This is a genomic window from Anaerosolibacter carboniphilus (assembly GCF_014205875.1).
GTDB classification, from domain to species: domain Bacteria; phylum Bacillota; class Clostridia; order Peptostreptococcales; family Thermotaleaceae; genus Anaerosolibacter; species Anaerosolibacter carboniphilus.
Genome location: NZ_JACHEN010000031.1, coordinates 14,214 through 33,596 on the forward strand (window position 1 = coordinate 14,214; position 19,383 = coordinate 33,596).

23 protein-coding genes, 1 rRNA gene and 1 pseudogene are annotated in these 19,383 nt (G+C 32.8%); 4 read left to right on the top strand and 21 right to left on the bottom strand.

The features are described from left to right. Nucleotides 1-272 precede the first annotated feature (272 nt). From HNQ80_RS20020 to HNQ80_RS20045, 6 genes are all read right to left on the bottom strand, one after another. Nucleotides 273-1,577: a condensation domain-containing protein gene (locus HNQ80_RS20020; protein ID WP_184312471.1), complete on the bottom strand. Its 1,305-nt coding sequence runs from the start codon at nucleotides 1,575-1,577 to the stop codon at nucleotides 273-275. A gap of 77 nt (nucleotides 1,578-1,654) precedes the next feature. Next, nucleotides 1,655-2,503: a helix-turn-helix domain-containing protein gene (locus tag HNQ80_RS20025; RefSeq protein ID WP_184312472.1), complete on the bottom strand. Its 849-nt coding sequence runs from the start codon at nucleotides 2,501-2,503 to the stop codon at nucleotides 1,655-1,657. 314 nt (nucleotides 2,504-2,817) lie between these two features. Beyond that, a 5S ribosomal RNA gene (gene rrf, locus HNQ80_RS20030) occupies nucleotides 2,818-2,934 on the bottom strand. A 325-nt stretch (nucleotides 2,935-3,259) separates the two neighbouring features. Then, entirely contained in the window at nucleotides 3,260-3,793 is a 534-nt protein-coding gene (locus HNQ80_RS20035; protein ID WP_184312473.1) for a cysteine hydrolase family protein, read from the bottom strand. A gap of 58 nt (nucleotides 3,794-3,851) precedes the next feature. Further along, nucleotides 3,852-4,391, bottom strand: a complete 540-nt coding sequence (locus tag HNQ80_RS20040; protein ID WP_184312474.1) for a nitroreductase family protein — start codon at nucleotides 4,389-4,391, stop codon at nucleotides 3,852-3,854. 220 nt (nucleotides 4,392-4,611) lie between these two features. Continuing rightward, the gene (locus HNQ80_RS20045; RefSeq protein WP_207727116.1) at nucleotides 4,612-5,355 is read right to left on the bottom strand and encodes a 4Fe-4S double cluster binding domain-containing protein; all 744 of its coding nucleotides are present in this window, start codon (nucleotides 5,353-5,355) and stop codon (nucleotides 4,612-4,614) included. A gap of 386 nt (nucleotides 5,356-5,741) precedes the next feature. Here HNQ80_RS20045 and HNQ80_RS20050 point away from each other — a divergent pair, with 386 nt between their 5' ends. Further along, nucleotides 5,742-6,155, top strand: a complete 414-nt coding sequence (locus HNQ80_RS20050; protein WP_184312476.1) for a RidA family protein — start codon at nucleotides 5,742-5,744, stop codon at nucleotides 6,153-6,155. Nucleotides 6,156-6,355: 200 nt separating this feature from the next. On the opposite strand, the gene HNQ80_RS20055 is transcribed toward HNQ80_RS20050, so the two are convergent. The 14 genes and pseudogenes from HNQ80_RS20055 to HNQ80_RS26715 all read right to left on the bottom strand — a co-directional run. Beyond that, entirely contained in the window at nucleotides 6,356-6,919 is a 564-nt protein-coding gene (locus HNQ80_RS20055) for a GNAT family N-acetyltransferase (protein WP_184312477.1), read from the bottom strand. A 170-nt stretch (nucleotides 6,920-7,089) separates the two neighbouring features. Beyond that, nucleotides 7,090-7,233 (bottom strand): hypothetical protein, encoded by a 144-nt coding sequence (locus tag HNQ80_RS25720; RefSeq protein ID WP_207727117.1) that lies wholly within the window; start codon nucleotides 7,231-7,233, stop codon nucleotides 7,090-7,092. A gap of 307 nt (nucleotides 7,234-7,540) precedes the next feature. Beyond that, nucleotides 7,541-7,963: a GNAT family N-acetyltransferase gene (locus tag HNQ80_RS20060; protein WP_184312478.1), complete on the bottom strand. Its 423-nt coding sequence runs from the start codon at nucleotides 7,961-7,963 to the stop codon at nucleotides 7,541-7,543. Nucleotides 7,964-8,585: 622 nt separating this feature from the next. Continuing rightward, nucleotides 8,586-8,867, bottom strand: a complete 282-nt coding sequence (locus HNQ80_RS20065; RefSeq protein WP_184312479.1) for a hypothetical protein — start codon at nucleotides 8,865-8,867, stop codon at nucleotides 8,586-8,588. A gap of 107 nt (nucleotides 8,868-8,974) precedes the next feature. Then, nucleotides 8,975-9,196, bottom strand: a complete 222-nt coding sequence (locus HNQ80_RS20070) for a hypothetical protein (protein ID WP_184312480.1) — start codon at nucleotides 9,194-9,196, stop codon at nucleotides 8,975-8,977. A gap of 428 nt (nucleotides 9,197-9,624) precedes the next feature. Then, entirely contained in the window at nucleotides 9,625-10,002 is a 378-nt protein-coding gene (locus tag HNQ80_RS20075; protein WP_184312481.1) for a PH domain-containing protein, read from the bottom strand. Between the two features lie 122 nt (nucleotides 10,003-10,124). Then, nucleotides 10,125-10,322 carry a putative motility protein gene (locus HNQ80_RS20080; protein ID WP_184312482.1) on the bottom strand — a complete coding sequence of 66 codons (198 nt, stop codon included), beginning with the start codon at nucleotides 10,320-10,322 and terminating at the stop codon, nucleotides 10,125-10,127. Between the two features lie 165 nt (nucleotides 10,323-10,487). Then, complete coding sequence (blaOXA, locus tag HNQ80_RS20085) at nucleotides 10,488-11,348, bottom strand: class D beta-lactamase (RefSeq protein WP_243183445.1); 861 nt, start codon at nucleotides 11,346-11,348, stop codon at nucleotides 10,488-10,490. A gap of 333 nt (nucleotides 11,349-11,681) precedes the next feature. Beyond that, nucleotides 11,682-12,647: a copper amine oxidase N-terminal domain-containing protein gene (locus HNQ80_RS20090; protein WP_184312483.1), complete on the bottom strand. Its 966-nt coding sequence runs from the start codon at nucleotides 12,645-12,647 to the stop codon at nucleotides 11,682-11,684. Between the two features lie 213 nt (nucleotides 12,648-12,860). After that, a complete protein-coding gene (locus HNQ80_RS20095) occupies nucleotides 12,861-13,001 on the bottom strand; it encodes a hypothetical protein (protein WP_184312484.1) in 141 nt (46 codons plus the stop codon). Nucleotides 13,002-13,084: 83 nt separating this feature from the next. Next, nucleotides 13,085-13,255 carry a Com family DNA-binding transcriptional regulator gene (locus HNQ80_RS26710; protein ID WP_408626361.1) on the bottom strand — a complete coding sequence of 57 codons (171 nt, stop codon included), beginning with the start codon at nucleotides 13,253-13,255 and terminating at the stop codon, nucleotides 13,085-13,087. 55 nt (nucleotides 13,256-13,310) lie between these two features. Continuing rightward, a complete protein-coding gene (locus HNQ80_RS20105; protein ID WP_184312485.1) occupies nucleotides 13,311-14,672 on the bottom strand; it encodes a CCA tRNA nucleotidyltransferase in 1,362 nt (453 codons plus the stop codon). After that, entirely contained in the window at nucleotides 14,669-15,676 is a 1,008-nt protein-coding gene (locus tag HNQ80_RS20110; protein ID WP_184312486.1) for a DNA polymerase beta superfamily protein, read from the bottom strand. The genes HNQ80_RS20105 and HNQ80_RS20110 overlap by 4 nt, the downstream gene beginning before the upstream one ends. Before the next feature lie 146 nt (nucleotides 15,677-15,822). Beyond that, nucleotides 15,823-15,954 (bottom strand): annotated as a pseudogene (locus HNQ80_RS26715) (DUF1643 domain-containing protein); the annotation flags it as partial. 201 nt (nucleotides 15,955-16,155) lie between these two features. On the opposite strand from HNQ80_RS26715, the gene HNQ80_RS20120 reads away from it, so the two are divergent. Both HNQ80_RS20120 and HNQ80_RS20125 read left to right on the top strand, forming a co-directional pair. Then, a complete protein-coding gene (locus HNQ80_RS20120; protein ID WP_184312487.1) occupies nucleotides 16,156-16,587 on the top strand; it encodes a DMT family transporter in 432 nt (143 codons plus the stop codon). 251 nt (nucleotides 16,588-16,838) lie between these two features. Then, nucleotides 16,839-17,108: a hypothetical protein gene (locus tag HNQ80_RS20125; protein WP_184312488.1), complete on the top strand. Its 270-nt coding sequence runs from the start codon at nucleotides 16,839-16,841 to the stop codon at nucleotides 17,106-17,108. A 552-nt stretch (nucleotides 17,109-17,660) separates the two neighbouring features. Here the strand turns inward: HNQ80_RS20125 and HNQ80_RS25725 are convergent. Continuing rightward, nucleotides 17,661-17,963 carry a putative metallopeptidase gene (locus HNQ80_RS25725; protein ID WP_279289017.1) on the bottom strand — a complete coding sequence of 101 codons (303 nt, stop codon included), beginning with the start codon at nucleotides 17,961-17,963 and terminating at the stop codon, nucleotides 17,661-17,663. A 269-nt stretch (nucleotides 17,964-18,232) separates the two neighbouring features. On the opposite strand from HNQ80_RS25725, the gene HNQ80_RS20135 reads away from it, so the two are divergent. Beyond that, nucleotides 18,233-19,030 carry an aminoglycoside adenylyltransferase domain-containing protein gene (locus tag HNQ80_RS20135; RefSeq protein ID WP_184312490.1) on the top strand — a complete coding sequence of 266 codons (798 nt, stop codon included), beginning with the start codon at nucleotides 18,233-18,235 and terminating at the stop codon, nucleotides 19,028-19,030. The last annotated feature ends 353 nt before the right edge of the window (nucleotides 19,031-19,383 follow it).

Genomic DNA, 19,383 nt, shown 5'->3' on the forward strand with positions numbered 1-19,383 from the left:
ATCTCGTCTCTCTTTTATTCCTTGTAAACATCATTGATCTCATCCTAGGTAATGCCTAAATTTCTAATTTTCTACAACCGTATATTACTTATTTCACTATATAATAACAGCTCTTGGCATTCATGCTTAAAAATTGTATTTAAGGATCAGTTAATATTTGAATAATAATTGTATCTATAATAATTGAAGCTGGAGTTTACTCCAGCTTCAATTATCCCTATAAGCCATAACCAAAGAATACAAATAGCACGATGATAATTATAATTTAAGCACTATTTTTTATCAACAGCCTCTAATTCTTCTCTTATTCTATTAAGAAGTTGTTCGACATCTTCTTTCCTTGTCGATGGCTCATAATAACTGACTACCAGTGTGAGTGTATTCTTATAACTACTAACACCAAGCATAAACCCTGGAGCATACATACTAGGAGTAACAATATACGCATCGTTGGCATCTATATTACCAAACCTTAGTATAGAGATAACTCCAATATTAGACAACAGTGGAGAAGACTTTTTACTTTCTATCGCTTGTTTTCTAGCCCCTTGAAGGATCTGTAAACAATGAGAATACTCAATCTTTCCTAATGCTTCAAACATAACAGCGGTTGATAAACCCGCATCTTTACTCTTTAACATATCTACTGCTTTAGCTACTCTTTGTAGAGTCTTTTCAATGGATTCTTCTTCAATTCTAGCTATTCTAACGTTCATCATGGATGATAAATTACAAATAGTTTGCTTTTTATCTTCAGGAACAGATTTTCTCAAATCAGTTGTAACATAAATCTCCATCTCTTCATCCTGTTCAGGCATTAACATATCGAACATACTTCTATAGAAAGCTGTCAAAATCATCGTGTTTATAGTCACTTGTTTTTCTCTGGCAAAGGTGCTTATCCTTTTAAAATTCTCTGGTGAAAATCTCAATGTCTCTATGTGCATTTCAGACAATTCTAATCCATGATACGGAAATGCCCAAGTAGGTTGTTGCGACCCTTGTTGAGGATTAAATAATGCCATCGGCTCTTCAATACCAAGGGAATCAAAATAATATTTTGCATCTCTTCTACTTTCTACTAATAAAGGTCTATATTTTGAATCATCCTCTAATCGAGTATATAGTTCTGATAATAGATATAAATATTGTTTCACACCACCAGCATCAGAACATGCATGATTTACCTTTATGCATATAGTACTACCTTTACTAGAATGAATGAGTTTTACCTGAACCTGCTGTTGTCCATCTAATCCTAAAGGATCTGTAAGGAAGTCGTTTATCGCTTTATCTTTATCTTCGCTTTCTTCATAGGTATACCATGTTATTTCATCAATATTCTTAAATCTCTCCCAATAGGCTTTCTTTTCATTTTCTACAAAACGACATCCTAAGATCGGCTCCACATCTATTGATAATCTGACAGCTTGCTGCAAAAGTATTGAATTTATTCGATCTTTAAATTCAATTACTCCCTGTATTTGAACATTAGATATTCCATATCTAGCTATATAATTAAAGCAATCCTGACCGTTAGCCTCATATGAATTTTGTATTCCATTCAATTGCATCATTTTCTTTCACCTCTTTGATTAATCTATAAGTAGATTAGCATATTAACAAAAAGGTTTCTTGACAATATTTGCAGTAATTATTTTTTCACAGGTACATAGATGGTATATTCATTCGTTTCAAAATAGTCTTCTTCAAAAACTAAGAAGAACTCAATTCCGATTTTATTAAAAGAAAGATCTGAAATGACAATCGTTCTACAAATATCATTCATCACAGTTCTATGTATTTCACCTAAATCCGCTCTGTACTTAAATACAGCATAAGTAGTCTCTTGAATTACCATTTCACCTAAATCTACTTCTTGTATATTATCTTGATACTTAAATGCTGTAAAATATCCAAATTGACTAATTTCATTTTGGTTCATCACAACATTATACATTCTACAGATATTTCTCTTTTCAATATAATCAGAAACAAATGATTCTACAAATGGAGTTAATTCTGCTATTGATTGTTCATTACTCGGATCAAACTGCGTCATTTTTCCAAGTAATTTTAATTCTTTTTCATGGACTACTTGAAAATCTACTACTAAGTCTTTATTTAAGTTTTTAAAATCTCGTTCAACAATTATTATTTTTTCATAACCGAAAATAATAGCACCCTTTTTCTTTAACTCCATAGGCGTTATGGAGAAAATTCTTTTAAATTGTCTCGTAAATGTTTCATGGGATTCATAACCAAATTCAAAAGCGATATCAATAATATTCTTTTTATTTTTAATAAGTTCCTTTGCTGCTTCCGTGATTCTTCTTTTGTCAACGTATTCTTTAACCGTATAATTAGTAACCGCTTTAAAAATCCTGATGAAATAGTACTTTGATACACAAAAACGATTAGCTAATTCGTCTATATTAATAGCGGTATTAAGATTTTCTTCAATATAATCAATGACTTCATTCATTAATGCAATATAATTCATGGTCTACTCCCCCCTCATACTAGCATAGCCTGGCTGTTTTTGTAAGTAATGAAGGAAATCCGGTATGAATATGTCTCCTGTAACTCACACAGTCCTACATGCATCGTTTATAGTATGCTACGCTAAAGATCGTAATTTGGCGCTCATGTTTCTCTTCCTAGTATAATACCTAAAACAAATAATGTGTGCATAAATAAAAAAACTCAGAAGAAATTTCTTCTAAGTTTTTTAAAAATTTCGCACGCTGCTCTCACACTTGCTCATCGCTCCAACGAAATTTCTTCGAGTAAGGCTCTCGAAATTTGCGTTACTTAAACCAGCGACGACCTACTCTCCCAAGGGGCTACCCCCTAAGTACCATCAGCGCTGAACGGCTTGACTTCAGTGTTCGGTATAGGAACAGGTGTGACCCCTTCGCTGTAGTCACCGGATATTAAAGTTGTAAACTTTTTAACTTATCTCTTTGAACTTTTCTCCTTCAACTTATTAATGGTGGGCTTAGGAGGATTCGAACCCTCGCACCAGTTACCCGGTCTAACGGTTTAGCAAACCGTCCTCTTCAGCCTACTATACTATGCTTGTTGAATAATTATGTTAGAGCTCTTTAGTTCCACCAAAGCTCTTAGTCAGGGGAAACATAGGACACTCTTCTTTTTTTACTTAAATCCTTCAACACCTCTGATATATTGCCAGATATGAACTCTATTTCATTCACCCATAAAATATTTGGGAATCTCAAAGTATTGATCCAAATATCTATTTTTCTATTCTTGCTATAATATCATCTAAACTTTTAACTTCTGCAAATCTGTCCTTAAAGATTCTAAAATTATGATATGTATATATTTCACTTCCAGACAAATCTCCATTATCAAAAGTTGTATTGGTTTCCTCTGGCATTATTAAATTATATCCTTTTTCAAAAGCTACTCTGCATGTTGTATCAATACAATACTCCGTTTGCATGCCTACTAATATCAATGTCTCTATATTTTTCCTAGCAAGGTATTCCTCTAACTCTGTATTTTTAAATGCACTATTATGAGTTTTCCGAATAATTTTTTCTCCTTGCTCAGGATATATTGAGTTATGAATATCCCATCCATGCGATAAAGGTTCTAAGTAATCTTCTTTTTCACCATCATGTTGTATATAAATAACCTCTATCCCATTCACTCTACATGCATCTGATAATTCTTTAATGTTGAATAAAATCCGATCTATATTAAATGGTTTTTCATCAACTAATGCATTTTGAACATCTACAATTAACAAAGCAGTGTTCTCCATACTATGCCCCCCTACTTTTTATTCTATCTGATCTACATTTATTTTGTAATCTTGATTTTTACCAATTTTCATAGTGAATTATTTGTTCTAGCTTCTTTCTCGGTCGAGCCTTAGGTGACTCATCTGAATAACCGAGTGTAATGATACCGACTACATATTTGTCAGACGGAATATTCAAGATCGGTCTAATCTTTTCCTGCGTAAACCAAGCAACCCAACAAGTACCTAATCCACAGTTTTCGGCAGAGAGTATTAAATGTTCTATTGCTATGGATGTATCTCTAATTATCTGTTTGAGTTCATTTTGCGGGCTATTTTCATCCAGAGAGATTGCTATATCTGCTTCAGTTCTAGAGCGTATGTCTGCAACACAGACTACATAAACCGGTGCAGATATCATCCATTTTTGATTGTTCGATACTTCAGCTAGTTTTTGCCTAGTCAAATCAGATTTCACTACAATGAAATGCCAAGGCTGCGTGTTAGAGCCAGATGGAGCAAGCCTTGCACTCTCGATAATCTCAATGATTTTTTCATCTTCAACTGGTTTGTCAATATATTTCCGTATACTTCTTCTGGAACTAATTTCTTTGAGCATATTATTAAATTCCTCCTCCTTCAATTAAAGCCACTGATAGTGCATAGTATCATTTTAAAATATAAATATTACTATTACAATTAAGTACTTTTTTGTATTATAGTATCCAAAAAGATACCTTGAAATTTCTGAAAAAATACTTTAGATAATAAAAAGGCAATTTCATATGATGATTTGCATTCCAGACGCTTTCAAAATATAAGAAAATATGTTCAGCAATCTAGATTACTTTGTTAGATGATTTAACATATTTTTTAGTCCACGGGCAGACTTCTATACACTTACCACATATAGTGGAATCGATACCTATCCTAGCAGCTTTTTGCCTTGCAGTTTTACGGCATTCACTTGCATTAAAAAACTCATCTCTATGCTTGCTTATACTCCAATTCTCTCCACTTGACGCATTTCCTGGACAAGATATGACGCACTGATTACAATTGCCACATCTAGCCTCATTAATTGGAACTCCAACTTCTAGATGAGCATCCGTCAAAACTGTAGTTATTCTTACAGCAGAACCAAACTCTGGTGTCACGAGAAGTGCACACTTTCCGATCCATCCAAGTCCTGCTCGAGTAGCAACAGTTTTATGAGGTAAATCTGTGCTATATGTAGAATCCGCAACAACTTCTGTTGCAGTTCTAAAAATCGCTTTATGTCCAGCATTCTCTAGGAAATTTCCTGCTTTTAAAGCCAATGTGTCTAAAAGATTATTTACTCGTTTGTACTCTTCAAAATATTCGTAGGTTGGACCATTTTCAATCCCTGTAATTATTAGAGGATTTAATCCAATTCCGATTGAAATTCCATATTCCATACCTTTTCTACAATTCGAAGATAGTTGTCTCAAGTCTGCAAAACCAATTAAAGAAGCTCCTAAATCAACTAACATTCTTCTTAATTCAAGAGATAGTTCCATAATAATACCTCCTGCTATGGATCTTTTTTTGCACTGTGGCATTTTTATTCAGTACATAGACTCCAAAATTTTCTACTCATCTATATTTTAGCTTGTCAATTACAGAAAGATTGTAATATTTTGTCATTGAAAATAAAAAATAGTGCCTTAAGCATTGAGTTATTGATGTCAAATTTCTTTTAAGTATTACAGTAAGTATGGAATTTATTATATAAATACAGGTACCCGTTTATATCAATTAGGAATCATCCAATAAAGTCTACTTTTTTAAAGGACATTTATAGGTAGCATCGAAATAATAAATCATCAAGTTTTAAGTAGCAATTATAGAAAAATACGAAATACTTAAATTTAGAGAAATGAGCAAAAAATAAAAAACTACTCTATGATATTTCGTATAGATATTACAACAAAAGAAAGGGATCAAAATGAATAAGAAAATATCATTAATTCGCTCAACAAATCTAGCTTCCGTTGATTATGCTTACGCTGCTCAAGTACCTCCGGGTATGGATTTACTATTCCTAGCAGGAGCATGTCCTCTTAATAAAGATGGAGAAGTGTCTGCCCTAGATAATTATGATCTTCAAGCAAAACTTTGTATGGAGAATTTGAAAGTTGTATTGAAGGAGTGCGGTGCCTCACTTGAAAACGTCGTATATACCAGGGTTCTTGTAGCATCTCAAAATCGATCAGACTTGGTAACTGCATGGAGAGCAATAAGAACAGAGTTTGGTGAACATGATGTCCCAAGCACCTTATCTGGAGTTACAGTATTAGGATATACAAATCAATTGGTGGAAATCGAAGCTGTTGCCGCCATAGAAAACCTTACAAAATGAGCATAAAATACGAGGAGTATAAATAATTCTGTGGGTTTGTATTGGAAGGATCTCTCATCTGGCAGAATAGATTTATTCTGTTTAAAAATTAAGACAAAACATAAAAAAACTCCTATCTGCCAGTAGTACTTTCAATGCCAAATAGGAGTTTTTTTTACTCTTCCACAAATTATTTTACAGTCTCATGTATTGTTCATGAACTATAAATCTGATTTTAAAAATGAATACAAATCTAAATCAATAACACCATTTCCTTTCCAAACTGCCCCTTGTCTTATTGTTCCTTCTTTTGTAAATTTATTTCTTTCTAACACATTTTTTGACTTGATATTATTAGGCATAACAAAGGCTTGCACTCTATTTATTCCGATAGTATTTAACAAATAATCACGTAATGCTTCTACTGTTTTAGTAGCAAAACCATGTCCCCAATAATCTTCGTTTAAAGTGTATCCAATCGTAGCCATGTTCACTTTTGTGTCAAAATCAAATATTTCAGCAATCCCAATAATCCTTTTCAAATCTTCATTCAGACAAATTCCAAGAAATATGGTTTTCTTTTTGCCAAAATCTCTTTCAAAATGAGAAATCATATTTTCAACAGTAGACTTATTCCTTTTTACTTCTCCTGGTCTATATTTGAATAAGTTTTCGTTACTATATATTGAGTAAAGCTCATCTAAATCAGATTTTTCTATTTTTCTAAGAGTAATTTCACTTGTCTGAACGAATGGAAATTTTGAAAATAAAATTAGCTGGTCCATAAGTTTCCTCCTTCTACATAATAATGTTAGATTCGTAATATATAACTAATTCACAATTGGATTTAGATCAATAACCTAGACACAAAATAGTTACATTTTATAGCTAATTCAATTATCCCCTAATATGTCTAGACATGATATATATCTTTCAAACTAAGCATATCCTATCCTCATATAATGTATGGTGCATAATCCTTATCATATGATAACTTTGCTTCCTCATATGTTGGAATATTTAATAATTCAACGTTTAAAACGTCCTCATGTAAAAATTCATTAACAAATATTTTCACACACTTTTTAATCTCATTCATATCACAACGGTCTGATAGTTTAGACCACATTTCAATATATTTTACTTTAGCACCATATTCTGGCGTTGTTGAACTATGGCTTCCGCGTCTCTTTGGAATAAGAAGCTGTTATTTCCGAATGTCAATTTCAATACAGCACTAAAACATTCAGTTCGCTGTAGCTGGCCTTACTCACTGTGTTCTAGGACACATTTTGAACTCTCTTTTGATTCTCGAAATCATAGCTGACAAAATATTTTCCTTTAAACATTTTCAATAAACGGCATATTACTCGTATAAAGCGCTCAGTTAGGGAGTATACCTCTACTTATTCTATAAAGTCTTTCTTTTGCATTATTTCAGCATTTTGAAATAATGCCATTCCTGTTTTCATTTTTTTAAAATTCAACTTTTCGTAGAATACCTCTTTGCCAGGTGAAGCATATAATATGAAGTTGCAATTTGGAAGATGTTTTAAAATATTGTTCACGATAATCTTTCCTATTCCTTTTCCTTGATATTCTGGTAATACTGCTACGTCATAAATTGCAGCTTGGTATACTCCATCTGAAATTGCACGACCAAAGCCAATTAATATTCCATTGTCAAAAACAAACACTACTGTATGGCTATTTTCAAAAGCCTTTTTATGTATTTTAGCATCATAATATGCCATTCCAACTTTTTTTAAAGTTTCAGATACATAGCTCCAATCAATATTTAAACAATTATTCTTAATCTCTATATTCATTATTTTCCTCCTCAAAATACCAGTAAACACAATTTTTCTCAATAATTCTTCTAAAAAGATAATTAATAGAAATAATACAATAATCCTACTGCAAAAATACATTTCGCACAATAGAAATAGATAACCAAAGTCCATATACTTTGCAGATCATACGTTTTAAAAACCACAATAAATTTCACTTAATTTCTATTTAACGAAAAAATGTTGAATATTTATTGTACTATCATCAGGAGCATGTCTAACTATTCCAATGGTGTAATGAACAAGAAAAAGTGAGCTCAAGCCCACTTGAGATACATGAGATAGATTCTATTTTACCTCTATTTTCTATTCCTTATTGGTTTCAAATTTCCTCTATCTCCCATATTAAAGCATAGATTATAGCATATGAAAAATTTATAATATCGTGTCGATTTTATAGGAAACCTAAATCATTTTATCAACAATAAATCAAAATTCCAAATTTAATTCAGAATAATGAAAAGAAAAAAGCCTTATATATCGAGAGTATATTCCAATATATATAAGACTCTGTATTAGATTCTCATAGTTATGATATTAACATATCCTGATGTTGCCTTATCGCCACATGTACATCCTATAAAACTCAAATACATGAATTTTATATCTTTCTCAACTTATAAATCAACCAAGCACCATAAACAGAGCTTCCAATGCATACCAAACCAAATCCTATGGAATATAAAGAGTATTCTAATCCTACCTCCCCACCTACTAAATTCGCTTTATATCCAAAAAATTCTTTAATAACTATTAATACTATAGATGGAATAAACACCTTAAACCACCCATATTTATATTTTGATTTTATTAGCCTATCCTGGATCGCTAATGTGCCTATGAGTAGTATGAGAAATGATAAAATAATAATAAGACCGTGCACACTATTCCCTCCAAAATACGTTTGTCTATATATTTCGATTTTTGTGGAAAAACCCCTCTTATTTTGCCTGAAAAAGAAAAAGTAGGGACCTAAGTCCCTAGAAAAAGTTATTCTGCGTCGTATTCATTTACTTCAAAAGATGCTATTTTATCAGATGCTAACATACCCGCTAAACCTAAAATAGGAAGGCCACTTAAGAAGGCTGTTATTGCTTCGGCACTAAAAACTGGAAGCATGTTCACTGCTCCTTTTTTCATTGCTTCCGTCAACAGTCCACCGGTTCCAACTTGCCCAGGTAATGTTGGAGTAGGAGCACCAGGTCCTGGCATTGCCTAACTCAATATAGTAATTTATAAATGTCTTCTGTTTTGGCGTTAGTTCCATATACCTCATTCATTCCTTCTATCAATTTTAAAGTCACACCCATCATCCACCAGAACATATACTATATTATCATTCAATAAAATGCTAAGGAGGTCTAACGATGAAATGGCTATCTATGAGAGGTTATTTTGTAACGGCTCTTTTGATTATATATTCTGTTCCACCAGAATTTATAATTGTTACCCTTTACGAGATTTTGGGTTGATTCCCAGATCTTTCATAGATAAATATTATACATTAACACTTTAAAAACACACTAATTATACTTAGTGCGTTATCTCATTATTGAAATCTCAACGTTTTCCTTATATGAATATTATAAAAGCAGCCGGAAAAAGAAAGTATTATCTCGTGATCCCAACTGCTATCTATTTTACTTCAAAACATACGAAGCTAATACGGACTGTAGCTCATATATGTTAAGGCTTTTGTTAAACTGTTTTTGAATCGGTAACTGAGTTCCAGATATCCAAATCTTTAGCTCCGCATCTAAATCAAAGTTACCTGCTGTCTCAATACTAAAATGCGTTATACTTCTGTAAGGTATTGAATGATACTCACTTTTCTTTCCTGTTAACCCTTGTCTATCTACTAATATTAATCTTTTATTTGTGAAGATAAACATATCTCTAACTAGCTTGTAAGCTTTTTCAATGTTCTCATTGTCAGCTAAAATCTGTAAGAACTCCTTTTGAACCTCAGATATATTTACTTCTGATGCATTTCCCATCAAACCACTTAGTAAGCTCATAGTTAATCCCTCCTCTCCTTCTATTGATATTCTTTATAGCAGAAAAGTATCCTTCAAATTTTGATAGCAATTTTCGATAAGGCTAATATAAAAAACAGTACTCATTTCTGAGTACCCTAGTTCTAAACTGAAATATCTATATTGCCACCTTTATTTGGAGTTACTGAATTTTCCATCATGCTTCTGCTTGCATTCTGCATAGCTTCAACCAACATACTTACAGCTGTGGCATCCTGGTTCATAGCTTTTTGTAGAATAGACATATTCAAAGCTTGTTTAATACTGTATGTGTTCTGTGCTGCATAACCACTTATATTCATGACAACACCTCCTGATTATGTTATTAGTGCTATCATTCTACAACGATCTACAAATACCTCTAATAAAATTCCCATTTTTAAAAACTAGTACTTTTATACTACAATATCATCATGTCACATAGGATCTAGGGTTAACTTGCTTATTATTGTGCAATTCATTAATTGCTAAAGAATATTCTTATCCGTTAATATGTTAATAGTTATCTCTTTTGCCTTCACTCCTGCTGCATTATTTTCTGCTTCAATGTTTGTCGCAAAGAAATATACATTATCATCATTTTCAACACAACCTACATACCAGCCATTTATGCCTTTACCAGCTTTCTCACCTGAGCCTGTTTTAGCTGATAATATAACACCATTTTCTTCTGAATTAATTATTATTTTCTTTACTATATCTACGCTTCGTTTTGAAAAAGGCAACTGATAATCATATAATTTTCTTAGCATGTCAACTTGCTCTACTGGAGAGACCTCTAATGACGATTGCAACCAAAACTTATCTATGCCTGCTGATATGTCTCTGTTACCATAATTCATTTCATCTAAATGAGACTGCATTCTTTCTGAACCTACATTTCGGGCTAGTTCTTGGAAATACCATACAGCAGAATATTTTACAGCAGACGCTAGAGTATGATCTCTATTCCATTCTTCAATAGAACGTTTTTTGCCATCCCATTTATATACCGAGTTCTCATCTTGAACCACACCTGTATCTAACCCAATAAGCGAGTTTACAATCTTGAATGTGGAACAAGGTGGAACTCTCTTTTTACTCTTAGGTTCATTGTAGATTATGTACTCGCCTAATTTTTTGTCAAATAAAACAAAGGTTCCATCATATCCGGTAAAATATTGACTTAAATCTTCCACTTTAATATTCTCCACTGCAGTATCATTCACTGTAGGAGTAGGCTCTGAAGATTCTATTGTTGCAATTGGAGATTCTTCTTTTAAACTAATACTACATGCTACTGCTAATATAAGAACTAATATAAACACCATAGCTAATGCTTTTCTCAATTTAAACAATCCCTTCAGAAAAGATTTGTATTTTCTTATAGTCCTAAATACAAATCTATCATATCATAAATTACATTTATTTCCAAACGTTTTCTGCTAATATTCCTTTCGTAATGAATGAGTATCAATCATGCTTCTTTTCTACAATACCATCCTATCACATAGCATCTAGAAATCTGTGCTCGATAAGTACTTTATTCCCATACAGTGTAAAGACTACTTTTAATATAGTTTTAAATAAATATGAAGTATCATTAATACTCAGTTCATATCATTCTTGGAATGAAGCTTGGTATGAAAAAAGAGCCAATGGCTCTTTTTATCTTCGGAAGATTAATTAGTAGTATTCTGTTGAGTCTGATCAGCATCAGTTGGAGTTGTCGCTTCACCAGCTGATGTATCAGTCGTTGTTTGATCTCCTACTTGTGTTTCAGTATCGCTATTTGATTGATCTAGGTTAGTATCAGTTGAAGTCTCATCTATAGTTTCTTGTCCGTCTGTATTTTGATCTCCAGCCGATGGATCGGGATTTGTTACTGTAGTGTCATCAGTTGTAGTTTCATCTGTAGTCTGATCTTCATCAATTATTTCGATCGTCTCACTGTCTTCATCCCAGTTTGTTTTTAGGCCAAGACTTTCTACAATAAATCTTAATGGAATCACTGTTCTACTATTTATTGTCTCAGCTGGCACTTCAATTTCAACTTCCTGTCCATTTACTATAGCAATATTGCTACCAAGTTTTAAAACTATCTCAACATCACCTTTTGAAATAGTTACTTCCTTTGTCTCACTATTCCAACCTACTTCAGCACCAAAAGCTTGAGTTAAAGCTCTTACAGGTACTAGAGTTCTGCCATCCTTTATAACAGGAGGTGTATCAAACTTAATCTTCATATTTTTTGAGATGATATTCTCTACAGGAATTACTTTTACATTTGGGTTACTAGCTTTAATTGCTTCTATTGATTCATTAATTTTCTGAACTTCTTCTTCAGTATATGCTTGCTTAGCAGCTTCTCTTAGATTCTTAATTTCTTTTTTAATTTCTGCTTTTGTTTTTGTACCAGTACTTGGTGTTTCAACAGTTTGATTTTCTGTAGTTGCTGTTTCAATGGTTTGATTTTCAGTGGTAGCAGAATCTACTGATTTTTCCGGCTTTGTAGACTCGCTCTTCTTTACTGTTTTTTCGTTATTTCCTTTACCTGCATTTCCTTTTGGAGCCGCTAAAGATATCGTCGCACTAGATAATACTAATGCAGTTACTAATGCTACAGATAAAATTTTATTCCCTCTCATAATTGTCCTCCTCAGCATGTAATGGGTTGTATGTTTATTTTACAGAATGTTTTAATTTACATAAATAGTGAAAATTACCTATTTTTCATTTACCCACTATACTCAACTTATGAGCTCATTACCATATATGTTTCTACGGCACCATCTTATCACATAGCATCTAGGAATTCGTGCTCAATAAGTGCTATATTTCCATATAGTGCAAAAGCTGTCTTACCGATTCCTCACTTCCTTGCACCATCTCTCATTATAGCTGACCCCATAGGCTATCTTATCCCATGGTCTACCCTTTAAATACCTACTAGTAATCACTTTTTGCTCTACTTCATCCAATGACTCTAAAGCTCTGTCCAATCTTCTCCCTACTATAGTCCTTACAATGATTCTTTCGTACTTCTGCTCTCATCCTCAATCCCTCGCAAAATAAAAACCCAGACTTAAGTGGTCTGGGCTTCTAGAGCCTCTAATATATATTTGTGTGTTGTTTTGCATTCAGTACATTTGATCTCAATTTCTTTTCTTATCTCCCTAAGGACTTTCCCAAGTAATCTCTCACAATTAATACATCTTATTTCTTCGATTATTACCTCTAACTTATTGAAAATCACTTTTCCTTCCTAAAGGCTATATGTCTAATTTCAAATCTATGAATTAAAGATATGTTTAGTTTCCAACGATTGAAACTTGATTCATCTCTGACTTCACAATCTCAATCAACTTTTCCTTTTCATTTAACTCAGGTTGTTCTAGAACCATCTCCATTAATTCATTTAAAATTTCTCCAATTCGCTTCCCTTGTGGTATCCCTAATGTTATCAAATCAGATCCATCGATCTTTAGTTCCTTTACAGATAAGGGCTGTTTTTCATTAAGAACCCTTTCAACTTCATCTCTTAACTCTGTTATGCTACTTATACCATCTCTGTTCGCTGATCCTTTGATATCCGCAATTTGCAATTTAAATATTCTATCTAGGTTCTCTACTCCCACTCTGTTTATGAACTTTTTAACGGTTGCAACTCTAAGTTTTTCATATTTTGACATATGCTCTCTAACTAGGATCATGACCTGTTCAATAGATTTATTATCATAACGTAATCGTCTCATTATCCCTTCTGCTATATCCGCACTTCTCAGGTGATGAGTATAGAAATGTCCTATTCCATCTTCATCTAGAATAAATGTCTGTGGCTTTCCAATATCATGAAATAATGCAGATAATCTCAAGATTAAATCATCCTCTGTATTATCTAAAACATCAAGAATATGATTAAATATATCTTTATCGTGATTAGGATTGTGTTGTTCGAATCCTATGCATTCATATATTTCAGGGATTACATATCTCATTAAATTTACTGAGACCATATCTTTTATATAGGATGATGGTTTATCCGAAACAATTATTTTAGAAAATTCCTCACGGATTCTTTCTTTACTAATATTTTCAAGTAAGTATGAATTATCTAAAATAGCATTTTTAGTTGCAGTTTCTAGATGGAATCCCAATTGTGCAGTAAACCTAATGGCTCTCATCATTCTAAGTGCATCCTCTTGAAATCTACTGTTAGGATCCCCTACACACCTTATCACTTTATTCTGCAAGTCACTATGACCATTAAAATAATCGACGAGTCCATCAGTGTGATTATATGCCATAGCATTAATAGTGAAATCCCGTCTACTTAAATCTTCTTGAATATTAGAAGTAAACTTTACACTACTAGGTCTTCTATTATCTTCATATAACCCATCAATTCTGTAGGTTGTAACCTCATAGTGTTCTCCATTCTCAACCAGGGTGACGGTACCATGTTTTAATCCAGTAGGTATTACTTTATATCCTTTACTTTCAAATATTTCAACAATAACATCCGGCTTAGCATTAGTCGTAATGTCCCAATCCTTTGGAGCTCTTCCTAATAAAGAATCTCTAACACAGCCACCAACAATAAATGATTCATAACTACTCTTATTGATAATCTTTAAAATCGAATCCACTTCTTGCGGCATCTGAATTTTCATTTCAGTAATCTCCTTCTGCTGATCTCTATTAATAATTCTTCAGCTTTACTATGGTCTGGCATCTGTGGGAGTTCTGTGTTCTCAGCGGCATATTTAAACTTACTTTCATACTCATCTACCATTTCAAAGATTTCCTCATATAAATATTTACTATTTCTAATATCTAAAAGCATTTCTTTGTCTTTATCTCTATAGGTATTTATTACTTTTCCCTCCAGCAGCTCAGTTCCCATTATTAGTAATCTAATCAGATGCATTGCATGCTTATTTAGATGTAGTTTATCTTTCTTTTTATTTCTATGATTTAACTTAGAATAATCCTTAACAACATTACTCATTTCACTATAGATGTTTTTGAAATCCCTAAGTGGATAGTGTTTCAACTCAATATCCATAAATATTTCACTTTCAATGTCTTCTTTATCGGATTTATCAATATACAGATTTATGCTCCCATTCTTCGTGAAATTCGTATAATGCCTTTGAAGATGCTCCATTTGAATCAGAACACTATTTAATATGTGTCTTTCTTTTTCTTCTTGAGGATATGAATCCCTCGCTAGAGCATTTTGAAGTCTTCTTAATTGTGCAGTGGCATAACCGCCAAAGCTATGTACTGCTCGCCTTGATAGGAATATCTGTACATTATCTCTTAACATCTTCCCTTCCTCTGACACTACAAATAAATGTTCATCCTTGGTTCCCATCATCTCAATAGTATTAGGATTACAATCAAGTAATAACCCAACTATTTTTCTTAATCCATAAATTGTAGTGTCTGTTTCTTTATTTTCAAAAGCTTCAAAGCTTGACAAGCCCAATATTTCTTTCTCTCTTTCCATCGCGATTCCCCTAATGTCTAGGTCGCTAGTTTCTACATTCGTACCATATGCATGAGAGCCACCTGTAGTTAGTAAAATTATATTATTACCTAGATGCTCATTAGTTCTTAAGAATTCATACTGTTCAGACTGAAGCTTTTGTTTTATTTGCCCGACGTTCATTTGTAACAACTCCTTTAATACATTATAGCAGTTTCGATATGTTATCTGTATGAAAATATAAAAAAGCATGAAAGTTCCCCAAAAATTTTAATCATCACATGATTTTTGATTTTTCATCATACTTTCAGCACAAATTTTTATAGAATTTAATTGCTGATAGCCTTTAAATATTCATGCGCCTCTGTAGACTTTCCATTCGATCCCCATGCATCAATAATTATCCCCGCTCCCTTCACTGCTTCTGAAATATATTTATCATTTTCTGGTCCAATAGGATCACCTACACTAGAAAGTTACCTTAGATCGTTGCATCTCTTTAAACTTTCTTACAGCTATCATCCTTACGAAATATCCTTCTCTAAATATCTTCATGGAAAGCGAACTATAAACATATATTCATAGAGACTCCGTTTTTCCATGCATCATTCATATTTGTTATAAAGACGGGTTTTCTTAAATTTGAAAAAGTTGGTGATACAATGAAAGATCTTCTTCCCATCCTTTTCGCTATTTCTGCAGGTATTTTTACTGCTTTAGAAACAAGCATTAATGCAAAACTTGGAAATATTGTTACTCCTATAATTGCCACACTACACAGCCTGATTACCGGAGCACTCATTATACTTATAGCAAATCTACTAAAGGGTAGTTTAAGCCAATATGCTCAAGTAATTCATGTTAGACCCCATTTACTTATCGGTGGTATATTCGGAACCTTCATCATTTATCTTGTAACAAAAACTATGCCCAAATTAGGTGTAGCAACCACTCTCACTATTGTAGTTGCATCTGAAATCATATGCGGACTCTTAATAGATGCATTCATTACAAAACAGCATGAATTTGATTGGCTAAAGCTTATAGGTGTTATTCTTTTGCTGTGTGGAACTTTCTTTATTGCAAGAAAATAATTTACTGCTAGCTTTTGAAAATAAAGTAAATTTAGTAAGTATGTACTAGGACAAAATCCTTTGCAATGTGTCCACCCCACAAATGTATTCCTTACTTGACTACCCTTATTCCTTGGGTAGTTTTTCTGTTTACTACATCTTATTTTAAGCATTTTTTGACACCTAATCATTGATATGCATACCGTGAACTGGGACAAGGCACTATGCTGCATTATGTTTTGCATCAAAATATTATGATTGAAGGAAAATCTATGTCAAGTGAAACTTCTATTGAGCAGGTTTTGCCTGACACATGTCAAATCTTAGCTCAAGGTGGTATAGTTGTTGGTGCCATAGGAGCGTTTGTGCTTGAAGGCGGTAGCCCTAACACATTAATTAAGAGAGTAGCATCTTGTGAATCCCAAGGGCCAATACCATTCATTAGAACTATATTAACTGAAGCCTTTGGATCAATTCCTGTAAGAACTCTAATATCCATTGATGCACGGTATATCGCAGCATTTGGACCAATCACCGCTTAACTTTATAATCTAATGTATAACCTGTGGGTAGATGCTTCAATGCTATCTGTCCGCTTTTTAAATCATTTCTTTTTTTTGCAATCTAACAGTTCCCAGGTAACCTTGCACTTTACTTCTGTCACAAGCATTACCCTTTTATTGTATAAATTACTGTCATTTGAATAGTATGTATTAGGAGAAGAGATGCGCGTCTATTGTTTTAGTTCAGCTTTAATGATGGCTGATAGCATCTTTATTCTCCTTCCAAAATTGAATGAAACTATTGTTAATCTCGTACACTCTTTTTCTTTTTTGAATACTATATAGTTCAATTAGAAGAAAGGAGTAATTTCAAAGTGTCTATACAATCTAACAAAGCTACAACTCAACAGCCAAATAATCCTTCCATTATACCTATTCTTGCTCTACCAGATGATCTCCCTCAATTACCTTCACTTGACCTATCAAATATTGAAAACAGATCACAAAATGATGTAACTGAAGCTATAAAGCCTTGTCTAAATAAATTTGTATATATCTGGTTGAAAGATGGTCATTCATTCTGGATTTATCTTATATATGCCGAAAAAAATATATAGCTGGCTGCTCTTTTTGGATGCTGTCAGTATAATAGAATCTCGTTCCAAGAATATATTCATATCCGGTCATGGCAGCGAGCTGCTTATTGACCAGCTTCATTTGTGCCGTCCAGGGATTCTTTGCTGCACCCAGTGAAAAGTCAACATCCTCAAGAAACAGAATCAAATTATGCTTAATATGCTTAAGCTCAGGAAATTTCTCAACCAATCTTTCATTAATAGGCCTGTATTGATAGTTCTTGATCCAATGCTTATCAGCAAATCTTCCGTTATCCAGCTTTCGAGTCTTTCTTAAAGTCCCATCATCACATACAAGTCAAGAAATTGTACGTAGATACTCTCAGCTTGCATCATCCTATGTAATTCATAACTTCCACAGACTGTCACCCCTTGATAACATTCAGAAAAAGAATTTAGGATTTTAATTTAAGGCTCTATTAAAAACTATATTGTTTGATCTATATACAAGGAATATTCATATTCTGTATAATAAAATTAATTCGTAATTGTAGCTTATTATGATTAAAATGGGCAGGTGAGTTGTTAATGTTACCAGTGAAACAAATTTTAGATACTATTGTAAGCTCTTATTGTTCCATTTTACATGGAAATCTTGTAGGAATTTATCTTCATGGTTCATTGGCAATGAATTGCTTCAATCCTTATTCAAGTGATATAGATTTTTTAGTTGTAGTTAAAGAAGCACCTACCTTCAATGATATGAGAGGGCTAATTAATGTACTAATCAACTTATCAGGAAATAGTGCTAGAAAAGGTTTTGAGATGAGTGTTCTTCTAGAAAATGATACAAAAAACTTTAAGTATCCAACTCCTTTTATATTACATTATTCAGATTATCATAGAGATAAATATATAAATCAATTAAATTACATCTGCGGTAATTCCGAGGACCCTGATTTAGCTGGCCATATAGTAGTTGTAAGAGAGAGGGGAATTTGCCTGGTTGGCAAACCAATTAATGAAGTATTCCAAGTAGTTCCTAAAAAGTACTATATTGAGTCAATTATAAATGATATTCGCTCTTCAAAAGAAGAGATTACCGATAATCCAATTTATTATGTTTTAAATTTATGTAGAGTTTTATATTTCTTACACAGTGGAAAAGTATGTTCTAAAAAAGAAGGAGGAGAATGGGCAAATTTCAATCTTCCAGCACAATATAGAGACATAATTCAATCTGCGTTAAATACTTATACTGATATCTATAAGACATTCGATATAAAATCGGAAAGACTAATTAATTTTGCTGATTTTGCGTTAAAAGAAATTGATAACTTATTTAATGGTATTATTTTGAAGAGATTCCCTTTTATAATGTCATAAAATCAACCTTACGCCCTGATGAACGTTACTTTTAGACTACAAGTATGCAAGTCAGAGATTTTTTAAGCATGATAAAAAACTCGGAAATCCAAGGTTCTTATTTGGGGTGCGCCCAGAGATATTCGAACTCCCGACCTTCTAATTCGAGCGTTTGTTCGATAGAAAGAAGTATCCATTATTTGAAAGTGTTCTCCTTAAAAGGGAGAGGAGTAAAAAAGACGATAAGGATATCGTCTTTACTTTAAGGCGTATTTATTTTTTGTCAGGTACTATTGCAATTCAATTGTTTTTTTCATTATCGCTGTCCAGGTATTCACTAAAATACTATTATTATATAAAGCACCATATGCAGT